Consider the following 621-nt stretch of genomic DNA (forward strand, 5'->3'; position numbering starts at 1 on the left):
GTCCATACTGACACTCTGGGTCGCTTAAGCTTGTCTGATCCCGAAAATGTGTATGTCGCAGACAATTCAACAGCGTCTTTTCAGATTACTGATGCGTCTGTGGCTAAGAAACTCAAGTCAGCTGCGCGCTTGTTTTCCCGAACTGAGCCTATAGACGGATACATCAGTATTTATCTGTTCCCATTCACGATGCTGACGTCTACCTGTGGCCTGTCGTATTCGCTGCAGAATTTTTTCCCCTCTGTGCAAGAACAAAAAACCCATTTTTACAGCCGCTTATTGAAAACTTCGTTAAGAGCAGGTGTGCCAGCCGTCAGCATGGATCATTTTTTCCTATCCACTGCTGAGGTCAACCGTCAGGTTTTCCGTGAAGATCATCACATTTGCAGCCGTATCCCCATACAGGGCTATGACTGGAATGATGTCAGCCGTTTATCTGTGGATGAAGAAAAAATTATTCATTTCAGAAAAAGCCTGCAGCGTGTCGCCAGTGCCGGAGAATGTTAGATTCCCCGGTGTGTCAGCTGTCCAGTCGTGGCGTCGCTTGAAACGGATAGCTGGACTTGAGTGACTGGACCTTGCCTTTGCGCAGACGCACAGCGGCTGTGATACCCGGCAGTT

At 48.3% G+C, this 621-nt stretch carries 1 protein-coding gene; it reads left to right on the top strand.

Going from position 1 to position 621, the window contains the following annotated elements; genetic code table 11:
- The coding region (locus KDM89_RS19330; RefSeq protein ID WP_268977897.1) for an RHO alpha subunit C-terminal catalytic domain-containing protein at positions 1-507 on the top strand (507 nt) is incomplete at its 5' end.
- Between the last annotated feature and the right edge of the window lie 114 nt (positions 508-621).

The organism is Cognatundibacterium luofuense, from assembly GCF_018139685.1.
Taxonomy (GTDB): domain Bacteria; phylum Pseudomonadota; class Gammaproteobacteria; order Burkholderiales; family Burkholderiaceae_D; genus Undibacterium; species Undibacterium luofuense.